This window comes from Nesterenkonia sp. LB17 (assembly GCF_022565915.1).
In the GTDB taxonomy this organism is placed as follows: Bacteria; Actinomycetota; Actinomycetes; order Actinomycetales; family Micrococcaceae; genus Nesterenkonia.
Genome location: NZ_JAJOYX010000003.1, coordinates 217715 through 236283, shown reverse-complemented (window position 1 = coordinate 236283; position 18569 = coordinate 217715). Strand labels below are relative to the sequence as shown.

The 18569-nt window shown below is 68.7% G+C and carries 15 protein-coding genes; 8 read left to right on the top strand and 7 right to left on the bottom strand.

What is annotated here, in order from left to right; genetic code table 11:
• Positions 1 to 9 precede the first annotated feature (9 nt).
• Together LTH96_RS08485 and LTH96_RS08480 are read right to left on the bottom strand one after the other, a co-directional pair.
• Entirely contained in the window at positions 10 to 948 is a 939-nt protein-coding gene (locus LTH96_RS08485; RefSeq protein WP_241465306.1) for a proline/glycine betaine ABC transporter permease, read from the bottom strand.
• Positions 945 to 2174: a glycine betaine/L-proline ABC transporter ATP-binding protein gene (locus tag LTH96_RS08480; protein ID WP_241465305.1), complete on the bottom strand. Its 1230-nt coding sequence runs from the start codon at positions 2172 to 2174 to the stop codon at positions 945 to 947. Before LTH96_RS08480 ends, LTH96_RS08485 begins: the two co-directional genes overlap by 4 nt.
• Before the next feature lie 181 nt (positions 2175 to 2355).
• Between LTH96_RS08480 and LTH96_RS08475 the strand changes: the two genes are divergently transcribed.
• The 5 genes from LTH96_RS08475 to LTH96_RS08455 all read left to right on the top strand — a co-directional run bounded on the left by LTH96_RS08475 (position 2356) and on the right by LTH96_RS08455 (position 9167).
• Positions 2356 to 3885, top strand: a complete 1530-nt coding sequence (locus tag LTH96_RS08475) for a helix-turn-helix domain-containing protein (protein ID WP_370644423.1) — start codon at positions 2356 to 2358, stop codon at positions 3883 to 3885.
• Positions 3886 to 4042: 157 nt separating this feature from the next.
• A complete protein-coding gene (locus tag LTH96_RS08470) occupies positions 4043 to 4813 on the top strand; it encodes a 5-oxoprolinase subunit PxpA (RefSeq protein WP_241465304.1) in 771 nt (256 codons plus the stop codon).
• The gene (locus tag LTH96_RS08465; RefSeq protein WP_241465303.1) at positions 4810 to 6627 is read left to right on the top strand and encodes a carboxyltransferase domain-containing protein; all 1818 of its coding nucleotides are present in this window, start codon (positions 4810 to 4812) and stop codon (positions 6625 to 6627) included. Before LTH96_RS08470 ends, LTH96_RS08465 begins: the two co-directional genes overlap by 4 nt.
• 14 nt (positions 6628 to 6641) lie before the next feature.
• On the top strand, positions 6642 to 8435 hold the full coding sequence (locus tag LTH96_RS08460) for a biotin carboxylase N-terminal domain-containing protein (protein WP_241465302.1): 1794 nt from the start codon (positions 6642 to 6644) through the stop codon (positions 8433 to 8435).
• Between the two features lie 54 nt (positions 8436 to 8489).
• The gene (locus LTH96_RS08455) at positions 8490 to 9167 is read left to right on the top strand and encodes a GntR family transcriptional regulator (RefSeq protein ID WP_241465301.1); all 678 of its coding nucleotides are present in this window, start codon (positions 8490 to 8492) and stop codon (positions 9165 to 9167) included.
• Positions 9168 to 9250: 83 nt separating this feature from the next.
• Here the strand turns inward: LTH96_RS08455 and LTH96_RS08450 are convergent, their stop codons facing one another.
• From LTH96_RS08450 to LTH96_RS08435, 4 genes are all read right to left on the bottom strand, one after another.
• Positions 9251 to 10102, bottom strand: a complete 852-nt coding sequence (locus LTH96_RS08450) for an FHA domain-containing protein (RefSeq protein ID WP_241465300.1) — start codon at positions 10100 to 10102, stop codon at positions 9251 to 9253.
• A 27-nt stretch (positions 10103 to 10129) separates the two neighbouring features.
• Positions 10130 to 10378: a hypothetical protein gene (locus tag LTH96_RS08445; RefSeq protein WP_241465299.1), complete on the bottom strand. Its 249-nt coding sequence runs from the start codon at positions 10376 to 10378 to the stop codon at positions 10130 to 10132.
• Positions 10379 to 10526: 148 nt separating this feature from the next.
• Positions 10527 to 11243 (bottom strand): spermidine synthase, encoded by a 717-nt coding sequence (locus LTH96_RS08440; RefSeq protein WP_241465298.1) that lies wholly within the window; start codon positions 11241 to 11243, stop codon positions 10527 to 10529.
• Between the two features lie 54 nt (positions 11244 to 11297).
• A complete protein-coding gene (locus LTH96_RS08435; RefSeq protein WP_241465297.1) occupies positions 11298 to 13166 on the bottom strand; it encodes an ABC transporter ATP-binding protein in 1869 nt (622 codons plus the stop codon).
• 552 nt (positions 13167 to 13718) lie between these two features.
• Here LTH96_RS08435 and LTH96_RS08430 point away from each other — a divergent pair.
• Positions 13719 to 14915: an NRAMP family divalent metal transporter gene (locus tag LTH96_RS08430; protein WP_241465296.1), complete on the top strand. Its 1197-nt coding sequence runs from the start codon at positions 13719 to 13721 to the stop codon at positions 14913 to 14915.
• Positions 14912 to 15814 carry a putative hydro-lyase gene (locus LTH96_RS08425; RefSeq protein WP_241465295.1) on the top strand — a complete coding sequence of 301 codons (903 nt, stop codon included), beginning with the start codon at positions 14912 to 14914 and terminating at the stop codon, positions 15812 to 15814. The genes LTH96_RS08430 and LTH96_RS08425 overlap by 4 nt, the downstream gene beginning before the upstream one ends.
• Here LTH96_RS08425 and LTH96_RS08420 read toward each other — a convergent pair.
• The gene (locus LTH96_RS08420) at positions 15802 to 17079 is read right to left on the bottom strand and encodes an MFS transporter (protein WP_241465294.1); all 1278 of its coding nucleotides are present in this window, start codon (positions 17077 to 17079) and stop codon (positions 15802 to 15804) included. The two genes, LTH96_RS08425 and LTH96_RS08420, sit on opposite strands and share 13 nt — an antisense overlap.
• Before the next feature lie 106 nt (positions 17080 to 17185).
• Here LTH96_RS08420 and LTH96_RS08415 point away from each other — a divergent pair, with 106 nt between their 5' ends.
• Entirely contained in the window at positions 17186 to 18559 is a 1374-nt protein-coding gene (locus LTH96_RS08415) for a biotin-dependent carboxyltransferase family protein (protein ID WP_241465293.1), read from the top strand.
• Positions 18560 to 18569: the final 10 nt, after the last annotated feature.

The following is an 18569-nucleotide window of genomic DNA, read 5'->3' as shown; positions in this document are numbered from 1 at the left end:
GAGGCCGGATCACGTGGTCTTGGCGGGGGCGGGCTCAGGGCTTCGTCGAGGACGGCCGCGACGAAGCAGCTTCGACATCCGTCCCACGGCCATGCCGCCGTGACCGATGGCGGAGGTGACGCGGTCCAGATAGATGGCCAGGACGACGACGGCGAGCCCGGCCTCGAACGCCAGGCCGATGTCCAGGCTGCCGATGGCTCGCATGACCTCGCCGCCGAGTCCGCCGGCCCCGACGAGGCCAGCGATGACGGCCATGGACAGCGCCAGCATGATGACCTGATTGACGCCGGCCATGATGGTCTTCAGCGCCAGCGGAAGCTGGATGCGCAGCAAGATCTGCCCGGGAGTGCTGCCGAAGGCATGGCCCGCCTCGACCACCTCGGCGTCGACCCCCCGGATGCCCAGCTCGGTGAACCGCACCCCGGGAGGAAGCGCGAAGATGATGGTGGCGACGACACCGCTGGTGACGCCGATGCTGAACAGCGTCACCACGGGAACCAGCCAGACGAAGGCCGGCATGGTCTGCATCAGGTCCATCACCGGCCTGATCGCGCCGCTGACCCGGTCAGACCGGGCAGCCCAGATTCCGAGCGGGATCGCGATCACCAGGGCGATGGCGGCTGCCACTGCCACCAGGGCCAGCGTGGTCATGGCGTTCTCCCACTGATCGATGCTGATCACGAACACCAGCATCACGATCGAGAGGAGGCCCAGCTTCCAGTCCTTGACCAGCCACCCCAGGAGAGAGAACGCCACGGCGAGCAGGAGCGCATCCGGAGTGTTGAGCAGGTCGTCCAGGCCGCCGGTCAGAGTTGAGACGACTGTTCGGATCAGGTCGAACAGGGCGCCGAGGTTGTCGTTGACCCAGCCGAAGCCGGTCTCGATCCATTCGCCGACGTTCAGCCGGGGGACCCCGGCTCCTTCAGTCTCTTGAGCAGTGGTGATCATCGGGTGCCCACCGCCTCTGAGGCGTCATGGCCGGTGTATTTCGGCTCCGCCAGGGCGTTGAGCAGCGTCACGCGGGCGATGATCCCTTCAAGTCGGCCGGCGTCATCGATCACTGCCAGCCCTGCTTCGCTCTGCGCGGCCTGGGTCATCAGCTCGGCCAGCGGAGTCTCGGCATGCACCGAGGGGGCCGGCTGCAGCAGCCCGTCGAGCGTGTTCGCGCCCTGGGCCACTGCCGCGGCGACAGCATCTTCGTGCACGAAGCCGTGGAGCTTCTTTCCGCGGTCGACGACCGCCAGCACGTTGGTCTGGTGTTCGCGCATGAGCTTGTGTGCGGTGCGGGGCCCCTGTTCCGTGCCGAGCACCGCCACCGGAGGTTCCATGATGGCGCCGGCGGTGAGGACTCGGGTGCGATCCACGTCCTGGACGAACTGGGCGACGTAGTCGTTGGCCGGGTCGTTGAGGATCTGCTCAGAGGTCCCGATCTGCACTGTGCGTCCGTCGCGCATCATTGCGATCCGGTCGCCCAGCCGCATGGCTTCGTTGAGGTCATGGGTGATGAACAGGATGGTCTTGCCCAGCTGCTCCTGCAGCTCCACGAGCTGGTCCTGCATCTCTCGTCGGATGAGGGGATCCAGGGCGCTGAAGGCTTCATCCATGAGCATCACCTCGGTGCCGGCCGCCAGTGCGCGGGCCAGACCGACTCGCTGGCGCATGCCTCCGGAGAGCTCGTCCGGCATGGATCCGCCCCAGCCGGTGAGGCCCACCATGCGGAGGGCCTCGTCGGCCTTGCGTTCCCGGTCTGAGCGGTTGAGTCCCTGGACCTCCAGGGCGTAGGCGGCGTTCTGCCCGACGGTGCGGTGTGGCAGGAGCGCGAAGTGTTGGAACACCATCGAGACCTTTTCGCGGCGCACGCGGCGCAGCTCCTTGGCGGAGAGTCGGGCGATGTCTTCACCGCCGACCTCGATGCTGCCGGCGGTCGCAGGCAGCAGGCCGTTGACCATGCGGATCAGCGTGGATTTTCCGGAGCCGGAGAGGCCCATCACCACGAAGACCTCGCCCGGCGACACGTCGAAGCTCGCGTCGATGACAGCGGCGGTGCCCAGGTCCGTGACGTCCTCGCGATCCGCGCCGCCCTTGATGCGTCGGACAATCTCCTCGGGGCGCTTGCCGAAGGCTTTGTAGACGTTCCGCGCTCGGACCGCAGGCTCGGCAGTACTGGAGTTCAAGATCATTCCTTCGTAGAAGTCGATGATTCTCGACCTTACCAAAAGCCGTATATCACCTGATTGTGACCTGTCAATGCTTGACTTCGTGCTGCAATTGTGGTGACCCGCCTCACGGTGAGCTCGGAGGTGCCAGTGGTGCGCGTCACCGGGCAGGCTTCGGTGGCGGGTATGCTTTTTTGATATGCGGACAGTACGAGAAACCTCAAACGTGAGGGAATCGTCGCAGCGCACCCAGCTTCGCTCCCTCGAGCGCGCCTCAGCAGCCTCCCAGGACGAGGGCTTCGACCTGATCGCGCTTGGCCGACGCGTGCGCCATCTGCGCAAGCAGGCCGGGATGACCCTTGATGCGCTCGCCGAGGCGCTGGGCACCGCGCCCAGTCAGCTCTCGCTGTTGGAGAACGGCCGCCGCGAGCCCAAGCTCTCCCAGCTGCAGCAGCTGGCCAAGGCGCTGGAGGTCAGCTTCGACGACCTCTTCGGCGCCGATCCGCCTTCGAAGCGCGCGGCACTGGAGATCGAGCTGGAGAAGGCGCAGCGGGGTCCGCTCTATGCGGCGCTGAACCTGCCCGCGGTGCGGATCAGCAACCGTCTGCCCATGGATGTCCTGGAATCGCTGGTCGCGCTCCAAGGTGAGCTGCGCCGTCGTCTCGAGGAGCAGGCCGCCACTCCGGAGGAGGCGCGGCGGGCCAATACGGAGCTGCGTGAGGAGATGCGCGCCAGGAACAACTACTACCCGGAGATCGAGGCGGCCGCCCAGGAGCTGCTGGACGCGGTGGATCACCGCGAAGGTCCGCTGTCCCACCATGTGGCCGCTGACATCGCCGCGCACCTCGGGTTCTCGCTGCGCTTCGTGAAGAACCTGCCCGAATCCACCCGCTCGGTGACGGATCAGAAGAACCGGATCATCTACCTGACCCAGGGAACCGCGCGGCAGTGGGACGCCCGCTCGGTGCTGCTCCAGGCGCTGGGCCACCAGGTGCTGGGTCACACCGAGCCGGAGGACTACTCCGAATTCCTGCGCCAGCGTGTCTACACCAACTATTTCGCGGCGAGCCTGCTGATGCCCCAGGCCACCACCGTGCGCTTCCTGAAGGAGTCCAAGTCGCGCAAGGAGATCGCCATCGAGGACCTGCGGGACGCCTTCGCCGTCTCCTATGAGTCTGCCGCCCACCGGTTCACCAATCTCGCCACCGAACACCTGGGGATCACGTGTCACTTCCAGAAGGTCCACGAGTCCGGGATCCTGCACAAGGCCTATGAGAACGACGGGGTCAACTTCCCGGCGGATCACTCCGGAGCCATCGAGGGTCAGACGATCTGCCGGCAGTGGACCTCGCGCCAGGTCTTCGAGGTCGATGACAAGTTCCGATCATTCCACCAGTACACCGACACCACGGTCGGAACGTTCTGGTGCACCGCGCGGACCGAGGCGCACTCCTCGGGGCTGTACTCGCTCTCCATCGGAGTGCCCTTCGAGCACGTGAAATGGTTCCGCGGCTCCGACACCACCTCGCGCTCATCCTCGCGCTGTCCTGACGATCCGACCTGCTGCCGGCAGCCCCCGGCGGAGCTCGCCGCCCGCTGGGAGGGACAGGCCTGGCCTGCCGCCCGCGCCAACAGCCACCTGCTCGCGGCCATGCCCCAGGGGGCCTTCCCCGGGGTGGACACCACCGAGGTCTACGAGTTCCTGGAACGCCACTCGCGTCAGGACTGAACACCACCAGGGCTGAATGCCGGCAGGACTGAGAAACCGGGCTGGCACCAGGATTCAGCACCAACTTCGCTCGGATTGTTGAACAATCCTGCGGAGTCAGGCATCCTTGACTCAGCTCACACTGAGACGTGGGCAACATCGGCTCGAGGAGGATCACGTGGCACAGATCGACCTGAACAGCGATGTCGGAGAGGCCTTCGGCAACTGGACCAGCGGAGACGACGCCGCCATCCTGCGCACCGTCTCCAGCGCGAACATCGCCTGCGGCTTCCACGCCGGGGACCCGCTGACCATCCGCGCCACCGCCACCGAGGCTGTGACGAACGGCGTCGTCATCGGCGCCCATATCGGCTACCGCGACCTCGCCGGCTTCGGCCGTCGGCACCTGGAATGTTCCCCCGACGAGCTCGCCGCCGATGTGCTCTACCAGCTCGGCGCCCTGGAAGGGATCGCCCTGGGGCTGGGGTCCCATATCCGCTACGTGAAGCCGCATGGCGCCCTCTACCACGCGATGATCTCCCACACCGGGCACGCCCATGCCGTCATCGACACCATCGCCGCCTATCGCGAGAGCACCGGACGCGACCTTCCGGTGCTGCTGCTGCCGGGATCAATCGCCCTGGACTATGCCGCCGAAGCCGGTCTGCGCGGAGTCTCCGAGGCCTTCGCCGATCGCAGCTACAACCCCGACGGCACGCTGGTCTCCCGGCGGGAGCCTGACGCGGTGCTCCACGACACCGAGCAGGTGGTCGAGAACATGCTGCGCCTGGCCGAGGAGTCCGTGCTGATCGCCCGCGACGGCACGCGCATCGAGACCCAGGCCGAATCCATCTGCACCCACGGCGACACTGCCGGCGCGGTGGCGATGGCGAAGGCGGTGCGGGCCGCCTTGGAGGGCGCCGGAGTCGAGATCCGCAGCTTCGCATGATCAGCACCATCCGAGAGGCTGGTCCCCGCGCGCTGCTGCTGGAGTTCGAGACCCTCGACCAGGTCCTGGCCTGCCATCAGCAGCTGCGCCGTGACCCGCTGCCCGGCCAGGTCGAGGCCGTGGCCGCGGCCCGCACCATCCTGCTGCGCTTCACCGCCCGGCCCGCCCTGCTGCAGGCCCGGACGCGTCTGCCCGGCCTTGAGCTCGGAGAATTCTCTGCCGCGGACTCCCGGCACGTGGAGCTGGAGGTCATCTACGACGGGGAAGACCTGGATGGTCTCGCCGCGAACCAACAGATGAGCGTCGAGGCGCTGATCAACTGGCACACCGAACAGTCCTGGACCGGAGCCTTCGGCGGCTTCGCCCCCGGATTCACCTACTGCGTGCCCAGCCCGGCTCCGGGTGAGGCGGCGCTCGGGGATCCTGGCCGCCCCGGCCCGTTGGACGTCCCGCGCCGCAGCAGCCCGCGCACCGCCGTGCCTGCTGGCGCCGTGGCCCTGGCCGGTGAGTTCTCCGCCGTGTACCCGCGGGTCTCCCCGGGCGGATGGCAGCTCATCGGACATACCCCGGCCACCCTGTGGGACCTCTCCCGCGAAGCCCACGGCGAGTCCCCGGCGCTGGTCAGCCCGGGGGACTCCGTGCGCTACAAGCCGGTGCGTGCCCGGTCGGTGACGACCACGTCCGCACGTCAGCCCGAGGAAGCACCCCAGCCCGAAACTGGGTCGTGGAGCTCGCGCGGCTCCGAGCCCGAGGACGAGGCCGCGCTCACCGTGCTCGACGCGGGTCTGCAGACCCTGATCCAGGATCTCGGCCGCAGCGGACTCAGTGACCTCGGAGTCTCCCGCGCAGGGGTCGCCGATGAGGCCGCCGCCCGCCAGGTGAACCGACTTCTCGGCAATGGTGCGCAGGCCGCGGTGCTCGAGGCGCTGCACGGGGGACTCACGCTTCAGGCCGAATCCACGGTGGTGCTCGCCGTCGCCGGCGCGCAGGTGCCGCTGACCGTCACCGGCCCGGACGGATCCAGCAGGCGCGCAGCGCTTCGCGCTCCCTTCGCCCTCGCCGCGGGGGAGACCCTGACTCTCGGGGCCCCCGAGCGTGGACTGCGCAGCGTGGTCGGCCTCCGTGGAGGCATCGCCGCCACGCCGGTGCTCGGCAGCGTCTCCGCCGACACCATGTCAGGGCTCGGCCCCGGTCCGCTCGCGGCCGGAGACCGGCTCCGCGCCGCCGGGGCCGCCACCGGCGCCGTCTCCGCGCCCCAGCTTGATCCGTCATCCGCTGAGACGCCGACGGCTGAGACGCCGACCGCGCTGCGCTTCACCTATGGACCCCGCGCGGACTGGTTCAGCGCCGAGGAGGCCGCTCGGCTGGCCGACCAGCACTGGATCGTGTCCCAGTCCTCGAACCGGATCGGGATCCGGCTCGAGGTCCCCGCGCGCACCGAGGTCGCCAGAACCAGCGACGCCGCCCGGGGCGCCGACGCGAAGACCACCGACGCGAAGACCACCGACGCGGAGGCCCCGCGTCCGCTGCGCCGGCTCAAGGAGGGCGAGCTTCCCAGTGAGGGAGTCGTCCGCGGCTCGCTGCAGATGCCGCCCGCGGGCACTCCGGTGCTCTTCCTCAACGACCATCCGGTCACCGGGGGATACCCGGTGATCGGGGTCGTCATCGACGAGGACCTGCCGCTTGCGGCGCAGCTCGCCCCCGGAGACCAGATCACCCTGGTCCCGGTGGACCCTGACACGCTGACCCCGCTGCCGCGGACCCATGCCCCGGCGGCCCCGCCGTCGCAGAGCCCCACGACCCCAGACGCCTGAGAGAAGACCTCACCATGAAGCGCATCCTCATCGCCAACCGCGGCGAGATCGCCGTCCGCATCATCCGCAGCGCCCGCGAATCCGGCTACACCGCCGCAGCGGTCTACGCCGACCAGGACGCCGATTCGCTCCACGTCCAGCTGGCCGACGAGGCCGTGGCGCTGCACGGCACCACCCCGGCGCAGACCTACCTGGATCAGCAGAAGCTGCTCGACGCCGCCCGCGAGGTCGATGCCGACGCGATCCACCCCGGCTACGGGTTCCTCTCCGAGAACGCCGACTTCGCCCGCGCCGTGATCGCGGCCGGACTGACCTGGATCGGTCCGAAGCCCGAGACCATCGAATCGCTCGGGAACAAGGTCACCGCCCGGGCGCTCGCGGTCAAGGTCGGCGCCCCGCTGGTGCCGGGCACCGATGGACCGGTCGCCGGTGGGGATGAGATCCGCGAGTTCGTCGCCGCGCACGGGTTGCCGGTGGCCATCAAGGCCGCCCACGGCGGCGGCGGGCGCGGCATGCGCATCGTTCGTGAGGCGTCCGAGATCGATGAGGCCTTCGCCTCTGCGGTGCGCGAGGCCGAATCCGCCTTCGGCCGCGGAGAATGCTTCGTGGAGAGGTTCCTGGACCGGCCCCGGCACGTAGAGGCCCAGGTCCTCGCGGACACGCAGGGCAACGTCGTCGTCGTCGGCACCCGGGACTGCTCGCTGCAGCGGCGCAACCAGAAGCTGGTGGAGGAAGCGCCGGCGCCGTTCCTCAGCGCCGACCAGCGTGCTGACATCCACCGCTCCGCCCGAGCGATCTGCGCCGAGGCCGGGTACGTCGGGGCCGGCACGGTGGAGTATTTGCTCAGCCCGGGCGAAGGGGACCAGCCCGGTCTGCTGAGCTTCCTGGAGGTCAACACCCGGCTGCAGGTGGAGCACCCGGTCACCGAGGAGACCTCCGGGGTGGATCTGGTGGCCGAACAGCTGCGCATCGCCGAGGGAGAACCGCTGCGATTCACCGAAGACCCGCAGCCGCGCGGCCACTCGGTGGAGTTCCGGCTCAACGCCGAGGAACCGGCCCAGGGATTCCTTCCCACCCCCGGCCCGGTGACGCTCTTCGCCCCACCCACCGGACCCGGCATCCGGGTGGACACCGGGGTGCGCAGCGGTGACGAGATCTCCGGCGCCTTCGATTCGATGCTTGCCAAGCTCGTGGTCACCGGCCCGGATCGCACCACCACGCTGCGCCGTGCGCGCATGGCGCTCGACGAGATGCGCATCGAAGGCCTGCCCACCGTGCTGCCCTTCCACCGCCAGGTGCTCGAGGCGGAGGACTTCCTCGCCGCCGACGGCCAGGCCAGCTTCCGGGTCCACACCCGCTGGATCGAGACCGAGTTCGAAGCCGCCTACGGCGAGTCCATGGTCGACTCCGAGCACCTTGCTGCAGCGCTGCGCCACCGCGAACACCGCATGCGCCGCACCACTGTGGAGATCGACGGCCGGGCGGTGAGCCTGGGGCTCCCTGCCGCCCTGCTCACCCTGCTCGGCAGCGGCACCGGAACAGGCGCCGGGACGACCACCGACGACGACGCTCCCACCACCCCCGCCGAGGCCGCGCCCGGCGCAGTGGTGACGAAGCTGGCCGGCAGCCTGGTCAGCTTCTCCGCCGTGGACGGTGCTGAGGTCTCCGCAGGGGATCCCCTCGCCGTGGTGGAGGCGATGAAGATGGAGTCCACCGTGGCAGCACCGCGCAGCGGGGTCTTCCATCGGGAGGAGCTCGCCCCCGGCGCGGCGCTGCGGGCCGGCCAGGTGCTGGGTGTCATCGAGTGACCCGCGTGAAGCGAGGTTGAGGTGCGGGTTTCCCGTGTCCGCTAGATTGTTGTCATGACCGACGTGATGTGGAGCTCCTTGTCCGCCGAGGGACTCAGCGAGCATGCTCAGGTCCCGGAACGGGTGGCGGAGCTGCTGCGCGGGGCGATCTCGGCCGGTGCGATTCGTCCAGGCACCAAGCTTCCGGAGGTACAGCTGACCCGTCAGCTGGACATCTCGCGGCACACGCTGCGCAGCGGCTTCCAGATCCTGGCAGCTGAGGGTCTCGTGGAACGTCACCCCAACCGTGGGGTCTTCGTGCACCAGCCCACGGCCGCCGACATCGCCGAGGTCTACCGGGTCCGTCGGGTGCTGGAGGTCGGCGCGGTGCGCACCGCAGAGTTCCCCGCGGCGGAGCTGGAGCAGCTGCACCGAATCGTCTCAGCCGCGGAGGTGGCGCGCGAGCGCGGAGACATTCCCGCGATGGCCCAGGCCAATCAGGTCTTCCATCGGACCATCGCCGCCCAGGTTCGCAGCGCGATGCTCGATGCGCTCATGGAACAGGTGCTGGCGCGGATGCGTCTGGCCTTCCACGCCAAGTCCGAACAGCCCAGCTTTCATCACGCCTATATCGAGAGGAACCGCGAGCTGGCCCGGCTGCTCAGCCAGGGGGACCGGCGGGCCGCGGAGGCTCATCTGCTGGAATACCTCGACTCGGCCGAGGCTGAGCTGCTGGACCACCTGGGCAGCTGATCGGAGGAAGGTATCCGGGGGCCATGCTCGACCGAGTCCAGCCCCCAGATCCTTCAACGGTCTCCCCGGCTCCAGCTCCCAGCTCAGCTTCGCTGCCGATAGGGATCGTACTGCGGCTTCTGATACGCGAACTCCCCGCCCTGGCGTCCCCCGAAGGGCCGGCCGTGATCGGCGTACTCCTCGCGCAGGAACACCAGCCGCCACATGCCCAGGTCGATCCGCGACCCGGTGCGCAGCGTGACCGGCGCGCCGGGCTCGGCGCTGCGACTGCCGCCCATGGACCCATGGCGGACGATCACGTACTCATCGAACTCGTCATGGAGGATCTCGGCGTGGACCGGCTCCAGGCCCTTGAGCAACAGGTCCGAGGCTTCGTCGCTGCCGATCAGTGTGCGATCAGCCACCAGGTTGAACTCCAGCGGACCTGCGCCGGGCTGGTCGGTGCGGCTCATGATCAGCCGCGGACGTCCGGCCCCGCGGGGAGCGTGGGTGGTGGTGACCCGACGTCGGATCCTTCGGTTGAACGTCGGGGCCGGGGGCCACGGCGTCTCCGGAGGGATCAGCGACGATGAGCTCTGCGCGTCGCCTGAGCCGGTGCCGGCAAAGCGCGGCAGCGACTTCAGCGAACCCAGCCGAATGTGTTTCGAACGGGTGAGCGCCCGGCTCAGCACCGTGGTCTTCACCGCTCCCAGAGAGACGATCTCTCCTGCGGGACCGATCACGGAGAGCGTCAGATCGCGGGCCGCGAGCTGGCTCGCGAACACGTCGGCGGCTCGGGTGATCGAGCGCGGCATCCCGTCGAGCAGCGAGGAGTCCTCGGTGCGGACCTCGATGTGGCGGCCTGCCGCGGTGATGGTGGCGTTGATCGGTTCAGTCGGGGTGCCGTCTGCCCCGACCTGGGCGACGCTGAAGGCGAGGTCGATGTCTAGGCGCATGATGCCTCCTGCCTCAGTTGCAGTCGATCATCGGGAGCTCGCTTCGTCACTCGTGGTCACCCGCAGAGTCCCGTTGAACTTCCAGACCGCTCGTGGCGCATCCGGTCCGATGTCACGGGGGACCTCCACCGTCATGTCTTGGAGCGTGTAGTTCACCGCGGCGCCCCGGCCGGTGAGATAGGACCACATCTCTTGGCCCAGATCGGCCCAGTCGCCGATCTGGTGCGGCTCGTTTCCCTGCGGGTTCACGCTCTCGGTTCGGGTGCTCTCAGTCATGGCTGCGTCTCCTGAACAGTATCGGCGCCGCATCGCTGCGGCGCAGGTGGTGGGTGAGCTCTCGCTCACCGTCATCTTCACCCGGAGAAGCCGCTATTGGAAGACCTCGCGTGCCGCTGATCACACATTACGTCGTATTACGCAATGCTCAGTCGACGGGTTCGCGCTTGATCCCGACATAGACGGTGTTGGAGGAGGTCCTCCCGGTGAGGTGATTGGCGAACTCCACGACGTGGGCCTGGCAGTCATCGAAGACCGTCGAGAGCGTGACCATGAACTCCTCATCCGGCGGATCATCGGACCACAGCGTGAATACCCCGTGATCAGCGAGGTGCGCCGCCAGCGCGGTGAGCCCCTCGGTGGTGTAGAGGTCCGCGTGGCTCGGATCCAGCGTGTGCCGCGGGGAGTGGTCGACGTCGAGCAGGATCACGTCGTGACGCTGCGCGTCCGGCGCCGGAGGCGTCCGCATCACGGCGAAGAAGTCATCCTGGCGCAGGGTGGTGCGCGCGTCCTCGACCAGCCGGCTCGAGACTGGCAGCAGCTTGCGCTGATGCCAGTCGATGACGGCCGGGAGCGCGTCGATGACCTCCAGCCGGTGGACCCGCTCATCAGCGAGCGCAGTGACCGCGGTGTAGCCCAGGCCGAGGCCGCCCACGACGACGTCGAGCTTGTCACCCGTCGCGGCGGCGAGGCCCAGAATCGACATCTGCTCCTCCGCCACGGTGAAGAGGCTCGACATGAGGAACTCCTCGCCGAGCTTCACCTCATAGATCTGCGTGCCCGTGCCGGGCTCGGTGCGCCGACGCAGCATCAGCTCACCCATCGGCGTCTGCTGCCAGTCAAGCTCTTCGAACCGTGCGATCATGCGGGTGCCTCTCCTCGATTGCCTGTCCATCCTACGCAGGGTGGGGGAGCGGCTTCAGGAGTCCTCGGTCGCGAACTGGGTCCGGTAGAGCTCGGCATAGCGCCCGTCGGCCGCGAGCAGCTCGGTGTGCGTGCCGCGCTCCACGATCATGCCTGCTTCGACCACGAGGATCGCGTCGGCGGCGCGCACGGTGGAGAGCCGGTGCGCGATCACCAGCGCGGTGCGGCCGACGAGCGCCTCGGTCAGCGCGGCCTGCACGGCGGCCTCGGAGGTGGAGTCCAGCGCGGCGGTGGCCTCGTCGAGGATGACCACCTGGGGCTGGGCCAGCAGCAGCCGGGCCAGAGTCATGCGCTGGCGCTCGCCGCCGGAGAGCCGGTAGCCGCGTTCCCCGACCACGGTGTCGAGCCCGTCGGGCATGGAGTGGACCACCGATTCCAGTCGGGCCCGGCGGATGGCGTCCCAGATCTGCTCATCGGTGGCGTCCGGGGCCGGCAGGGTGAGGTTGGCCCGGATGGTGTCGTGGAACAGGTGCCCGTCCTGGGTGACCACGCCCAGGGTGGCACGCAGCGAGGCGAACGTGGTGTCGCGCAGGTCCACCCCGGCCATCCGCACCGAGCCGGAGTCCACGTCGTAGAGCCGCGCGAGCAGTGCGGCGATGGTGGACTTGCCGGCCCCTGAGGAGCCCACGATGGCCACGGTCTGCCCGGGCTCCACGCGCAGGCTGATCCCATGGAGCACCTCTTCGCCGCCGCGCTGGTCCAGCGTGGCGACCTCTTCCAGGGAGGCGAGTGAGACCTTCTCCGCAGAGGGGTAGGAGAAGCTGACGTCGTCGAACTCGACGGCGGCTGGGCCATCGGGCAGCGGCTCGGCGTCTGGCTTCTCGGTGATCAGCGGTTTGAGGTCCAGGACCTCGAAGACCCGCTCGAAGCTGACCAGTGCGCTCATCACTTCCACCCGGGCGCTGGCCAGGGCGGTCAGCGGCGCGTAGAGGCGGGTGAGCAGCAGGGCCAGGGAGACCACGGCGCCGGCCTCGAGCTCTCCGACGATCGCGTAGAAGCCGCCCAGGCCGTAGACCAGCGCGAGGGCCAGCGCGGAGACCAGGGTGAGCGCGGTGATGAAGGTGGACTGCAGCATCGCGGTCTTGACCCCGATGTCCTGCACGCGGCGGGCGCGCCGCTCGAACTCTGCGGACTCCTCCTCGGGACGGCCGAAGAGCTTGATCAGCGTGGCGCCCGGAGCGGAGAAGCGTTCGGTCATCTGGGTGCCCATGGTGGCGTTGTGGTTCGCCGCCTCACGCTGGAGCCCGGCCAGCCGGCTGCCCATCAGACGGGCCGGCACCACGAACACCGGCAGCAGCACCAGGGCCAGCAGCGTGACCTGCCAGGACAGTGAGAGCATCGCGATGATGGTCAGGATGACCATCACCAGGTTCCCGACGACGCCGGAGAGGGTCCCGCTGAAGGCGCGCTGCGCACCGATGACATCGTTGTTCAGCCGGCTCACCAGTGCGCCGGTGCGGGTGCGGGTGAAGAAGGCGATCGGCATCTTCTGCACGTGATCGAACACGGCGGTGCGCAGATCCAGGATCAGGCCTTCACCGATCCGTGAGGAGAGCCAGCGGCTGAGGATGTTGAACCCGGCATCGGCCACGGCGATGATCGCGATCAGCACTGCCAGCCGGATCACGACCTCCACGGCGGCGGAGCCGGTGATCGCGTTGATGACCTGTCCGGCCAGCAGCGGGGTCGCCACGGCGAGCGCCGCGGTGACCACCGAGAGGATCAGGAACCAGATCAGCCGGGTGCGGTGGGGACGGGCGAACCGGCCGATGCGGCTCAGCGTCTCCCGGTTGAACGGCCGGTAGTCCTTCTTAGCGTGGGTCATGCTGTACAGCGAGCCCCATGCCGCGCGTTCCATGCTCACGCACAAACCCCCAAGATCTCCAGTGATGCCGCGCTGGCTGCAACGGCACCGTTGAGCCCACAAGCACCAACCGACGCAACGCTACTCGCATTCCGGAGGGCCCCCTCACCCCAGGTGAACCGACCCTGAAGGAGGATCTGGCTGCCGTCGCAGGGTCGTTGCCATGGGTTTCTGATGCGTCTGAGCGGATTCAGCGTCAGCCGGGGACCTGAGAATCCCCAGCGGAGGAGACGACGCATGTGACAACCATGTAAAACGTGGGCGGATTGTTCCACAATCCCTTGCTTGGATTGTTGAACAACAGTACTGTGAGCGGTGATCCACGGAATAGACGTGCGTCACATGTGCACTGCGCACGGTGTCGGCTCCGTTCCCCCTACTCACCCTCGGAGGGCTCCTGTGGCTGACGCCTCAACCCCCAGATCGTCTTCGGCGGATGCACCCCGCCATCCCAAGATCGAAGAAGACCCGCAGACCAATGGTGCCTCAGACATCGACGGCCCTCTGAGCGCCGGGCGCACGGAGTCCGACAGTCCGGAACCGAATGGTCCGATGCTGATCCGCACCCGCCGCACCGCGCTGCTCGGCGCGATGTTCCTGATGGCCACCAGCGCCGTCGGTCCGGGCTTCATCACCCAGACCGCGACCTTCACCTATCAGCTCGGCGCCGCCTTCGGCTTCGCCATTCTGATCTCGGTGCTGGTGGACATCGCGGTGCAGCTCAACGTCTGGCGGGTGCTCGGGGTCTCCGGGCTCTACGCCCAGACCCTGGGCAACCGCATCCTGCCCGGCCTGGGCTGGGCGCTCGCTGCGCTGATCTTCTTCGGCGGAATCGTCTTCAACATCGGCAACATCGCCGGTGCCGGCCTGGGCCTCAACGCGATGTCCGGCATGGACGCCCGCATCGGCGGCGGACTCTCCGTGATCCTCGCGCTGCTGATCTTCCTCTCCAAGAAGGCCGGCGTCGCGCTGGATCGGATCGTCGTCGCCTGTGGCGCGGTGCTGATCCTGCTGATGATCTTCATGGCCGTCACCACCGCCCCTCCGCTCGGTGAGGCGCTGCGCCAGACCTTCGTGCCGGACCAGGTGGAGTTCCTGGTGATCACCACGCTGATCGGCGGAACCGTCGGCGGCTACATCACCTATGCCGGCGCCCACCGGCTGATCGCCTCGGGCAACACCGGGGTCGAGAACGTCAAGGCGATCTCGCAGACCTCGGTGCTCGGGATCATGGTGGCCACCCTCATCCGCTTCCTGCTCTTCCTGGCCATCCTCGGGGTCGTCTCCACCGGTGTGGTCCTCGCCGAGGACAACGTTGCCGCCGATGCCTTCTCAGTGGCTCTCGGGGAGATCGGGCTGCGGGTCTTCGGCGCGGTCTTCTGGGTCGCCGCGATCACCTCGATCCTGGGCTGCACCTACACCACGGTGTCCTTCCTGACCACGAAGAACACCAAGGAGCGCACCAAGAACTGGTACTTCCTGGGCTTCCTGGTGATCACCACCGCCGTGTTCCTGATGCTGGGCCAGGCGCCCCAGACCCTGCTGATCATGGCCGGCGCCTTCAACGGCACCGTGCTTCCGCTGGGCTTCGCGGTGATCCTCTACGCCGCCTGGCGCCGCCGGGACCTGCTGCAGGGCTATAAGTACCCCAAGTGGCTGCTCATCCTCGGCTTCGTGGTCTGGCTGCTGACCATCTTCATGGGCTACAGCTCGCTGGGCGGTCTGGCCAGCCTCTGGACCGAAGGATGAGTCATCGCGCTGATCATTCCGGCCGTCGTCCTGGGCAGCGCCTCGCTCGAGGATCCGCCCGGGGTCACCGCTTCGCCGACGGCACGGTTCCTGAGTCGGGTCCTGGGCTGGAACAGCTGAGTCCCGCCGCGGCCCGGGCGCAGTTCCGCGCCGGGCTGCGGCGGCCCACCAGCGGGATCAGCCCGGGCTTCGCACAGGTGAACCTCCTGGCGCTGCCGCGAGAGCTGGCCTTCGACATGCTGCTCTTCGCCCAGCGCAACCCGAAGTCCTGCCCGGTCCTCGGCGTGTTCGAATCGGGCCAGTTCGACGACGCCGGCGCGGTGAGTCCGCTGCTGGCCCAGGGTGATCTGCGCACCGACATTCCCGCCTACCGGGTCTACCGCGACGGCGAGCTCATCGCCGAACCCGATGACGCCACCGAGCACTGGCGCGAGGATCTGGTCGCCTTCCTCATCGGGTGCAGCTTCACCTTCGAAACCCCGCTGCTCGACGCGGGGATACCGATAGCGCACATCGAGCAGGGCGTGAACGTGCCGATGTACAAGACCGCCATCCGCTGCGCACCGGCGGGCCGACTCAGCGGACCCCTGGTGGTCTCGATGCGCCCGCTGCCCGCAGACCTGATCGCCGACGCGGTGCGGATCACCTCACGCTATCCGGGCGTCCACGGCGCCCCGGTGCACATCGGCAGCCCCGCAGGCCTGGGGATCGCCGATCTCGGCGCCCCGGACTTCGGGGACCCGGTGGAGATCCCCGCCGGCTGGACTCCGGTCTTCTGGGCCTGCGGCGTCACCCCGCAGGCGGCGGTGATGGAGTCCAAGCCGGAGCTGGCGATCAGCCACGCCCCGGGGCACATGCTGATCACCGACCTGCCGAACGCGCAGCTTCAGGTGCCCTGAGGGCTGGGGATCACGCCGTCGTCGTCGGACTTTCTGCCGTGCCCGGGGATCCGGCGCGCCACCCCCTGATGCACGTCATGGCGGCCGTGGACCAGCCAGTAGAGCACCAGAGAGAGCACGACGACCCCGGCGCACATCGCGTACATGAAGCGGTAGTCCGCATAGCTGACCAGGGGGCCCAGCAGCAGCGGGGAGAAGCCGAATCCGGCGTCGAGCATGATGAAGAAGGTCGAGATCCCGATGCTGGTGCGGTGCGCGGGCAGGTCTGAGGCGATGATCGCCTGGAGCACCGGCAGCAGCGAGCCGAAGCCGAACCCGGCCAGCACCCCGGCGGTGAGCAGCACCCCCTGGTTCGGCGTCCAGGCGAGCAGGCCCATGGCGATGATGTAGCAGATCACCGCCGGATAGACCGCCCAGTTGTCCCCGTAGCGGTCCTGGACCTTGCCCATGAAGAGCCTCGAGACCAGCACTGCGCCGGCGTAGATGACGAAGAAGATCGAGGCCGCGTCGACCATGTCGAGGCTGCGTGCGTAGCCGTTGAGGAAGGTCATCACCGAGGCGAAGCCGATGCCCAGCAGCATCGCCACCAGGGAGATCTTGAAGGCTCGGGGCTCGATGATGTCCCGCGGGCGCAGGGTCAGCTTCTCGACCAGGCTGGTGCGCCAGGGCTTGTCCTCGGGCAGCCGCAGGAACAGCGAGAAGACCAGGGCGACCACCGAGACGATGGTGACCGCGACGAACATCGCCCAGAAGTCGTAGCGCTGGGTCAGCTGGATCGCGGCCAGCGGGCCGATGGCCGGGGGCAGCGAGTTCGCCAGCAGGTAGTAGCCGGCGCCCTCCCCGCGTCGGGTGCGCGGGATCATCGCGAAGACCCCGGCGTTGAGCGCGGTCTGCCCGAAGCCGAAGGAGATCCCGTGGACCGCGCGCAGCGCGATGAGCATCTCATAGCTGTCCACCACGAGGTAGGCCAGGCCGGCGAGCACGTAGACGACCAGACAGGCCAGCACGGTGCGGCGCCGGCCCAGGAAGTTCACATACTTTCCGGCGAAGATCCGGGCCGCCAGCGCGCCCACCACGAAGGCGGAGGCGGCGAACCCGGCGGCGGTCTCTCCGGCGGAGAACTCCTCGGCGGCGTAGACCGCGAGGCCGGTGACCAGCACGAAGAACACGATGGCCAGGAAGAGGTTGATCACGATCGCCAGCAGGAAGTCCTTGGTGAAGAGAGGCTCCTTCGGCGCAGCGGCAGTCTTCTTGGCGGCGATCACAGCCCGATTGTTTCATGGTCCGCCGGGGAAATGACCGCCGGGGCCAGTGTTCTCACCCATCGTCTGGATCAGGGGGATGACCACCCCGGTGTGGCACGCTGGGGGGATGATTCACAGCGTCCGGGAGATGGGGCAGCGGGCCCTCCTCATCGAGGTCACCGCAGAGAAGGACCGCCCCAGCCTGTTGGCGCATCTGGCCGAGCATCCCTTCACCGGCCAGCTCGACGCGATCCCCGGGGTCAAGACCGTCCTGGTGGACTTCCGTCGACGTCGCGACGCGCAGGCGGCGCTGAAGCAGGCGAAGCGGCTCAAGCTGCGACGGCGCAGATCCGGGGCTGCCGACGGCCCCGCCCGGAGGGACGCCGCCGGGAAGGACCCTGCCGGGACCTACGCGACTGCGGAGAACACCGCGCGGGAGCAGACCGGCGACGCGCGGCCTGAGGTCACGATCCCGCAGTCCTACGCCGAAGGCCTGCGGCTCGAGGAGCGCGAGGCCGTGCTGGAGGTGCTGCCGGCTGCAGCCTGTCAGGAGCCCGGCCAGACCCTGGTCCAGGACATGGGCCGCTACGGCTTCGGCGGCCTCGGCGTGGGCCGTGCAGGGCCGGCTGACTTCTCCGCCGCGCGCCAGGCGAACCGACTGATCGGCAATGACGACTCCGCCGCGGTCCTGGAGATCTGCGGGGGAGGGCTCAGCGTGCGCCTCTGCCAGACCTCGATCCTCGCCGTGACCGGCGCCGAGGTGTCCCTGGAGATCATCACGCAGGAACCGGTGCCGACCTCCCGCGGAGGCACCGAGGTGGCGCAGACCACCGAACGCAGCCGCACCGCCCCGGGCCGCGCCCCGTTCTGGGTCTTCCCCGGCGAGGTGCTGCACCTCGGACCGCCCCAGCGCGGGGTCTACAGCTACCTGGGCATCTCCGGCGGACTGGAGGCGCCCGTGGTCCTGGGCAGCGCCTCCACGGACACGGTGGCCGGCCTCGGCCCGGCCCCGGTGCAGGTGGGGGATCGTTTCGCGCTTGCCGGCGCGGCCTCGCGCTTCGTGGGCATCGCCTCCGTCGCGCCCACCCCGCTGCCGCTGCCGCAGGAGACCACCGTGCTGCGCTATGTGCCCGGGCCGCGGGTCGAATATTTCGGCACCCGCCGCGCCGGGGCCGCAGGACTCTCCCGACTGGAGGGTCAGCCCTGGGAGGTCATGACCGGATCCAGCCGGGCCAGCCTGGTGCTCGACGGCGACGATCCGCTCACTCGCACCCAGCCCGATGCCCTGCCGGCGGAACCGCTGATGCGCGGCGCCATAAGCATCGCCGAGTCCGGTCAGCCCATCGTGGCGCTGGCCGAACACCCGGTCACCAGCTCTGATCCGGTGCTGGGAGTCGTGGTGCGCGAGGACCTCTCGCTGGCGGCGCAGCTCTCGCCCGGTGCTGAGGTGCGGTTCCAGGCCGTGGACCCCGAGACGCTGGGTGCCCTCAGCAGTCGATGAGATAATGGCC